Raw genomic sequence first — 587 nt, 5'->3', positions numbered from 1 at the left:
TTCCGGTTACTTTCACCTTGTCATTCTCCACCTCTACTAGTGGGATACCTCTGAGCACGCTGTAGATATCGGTGAGCTTGGAGAGGGGCGAACCATCGATCTGGGTGCTAAGTCCGCCAGCGACCAATCGGTGTGAGACACGATTGGCGGTGATGGCTACCTCCTCTAGCAAGGTGGCGCTCTCGGAGAGGGTGAGTGTGTGCTCCTTGAGCTCTTCGCAAAGCACTTGCTCTGTGCTGTAGCCGATCAGACTTGCTTGGAGTAGGATAGGGAGCTTGTGGTCGCCAATGGAGAGAGCAAAGGTGCCATCCTCCTTGGTGACGCCTCCTACGATAGTGGCGGAGTCGGGTAGGGCGATGGCCTTAATCGTGGCATAAGGAAGTGGTTTCCCCTCTTTGTCCGATACTTTTCCCTTGATCTCTTGTGCCAATAAGTTGCCTGTAGCCAAGCACAGTATCAGCAAACTAGTGATGAATTGTTTCATAGCTATTGTCTTTTTGTGATGGTTATTCTCTTGATTTTATATAGGAGTTATCTTTACATACGGTCGATGACGGAGCCGAGGGCACCCTTGCCTTGGTACTTTT

At 50.8% G+C, this 587-nt stretch carries 1 protein-coding gene; it reads right to left on the bottom strand.

The features are described 5' to 3' along the window. Nucleotides 1–484, bottom strand: a 484-nt coding sequence (locus tag HMPREF3027_RS00085; protein WP_141756194.1) for a carboxypeptidase-like regulatory domain-containing protein, incomplete at its 3' end; no start/stop codon positions are given. Nucleotides 485–587: the final 103 nt, after the last annotated feature.

Source organism: Porphyromonas sp. HMSC077F02, assembly GCF_001815465.1.
GTDB classification, from domain to species: Bacteria; Bacteroidota; Bacteroidia; order Bacteroidales; family Porphyromonadaceae; genus Porphyromonas_A; species Porphyromonas_A somerae.
This window is presented reverse-complemented; position numbering and strand designations above follow the sequence as displayed.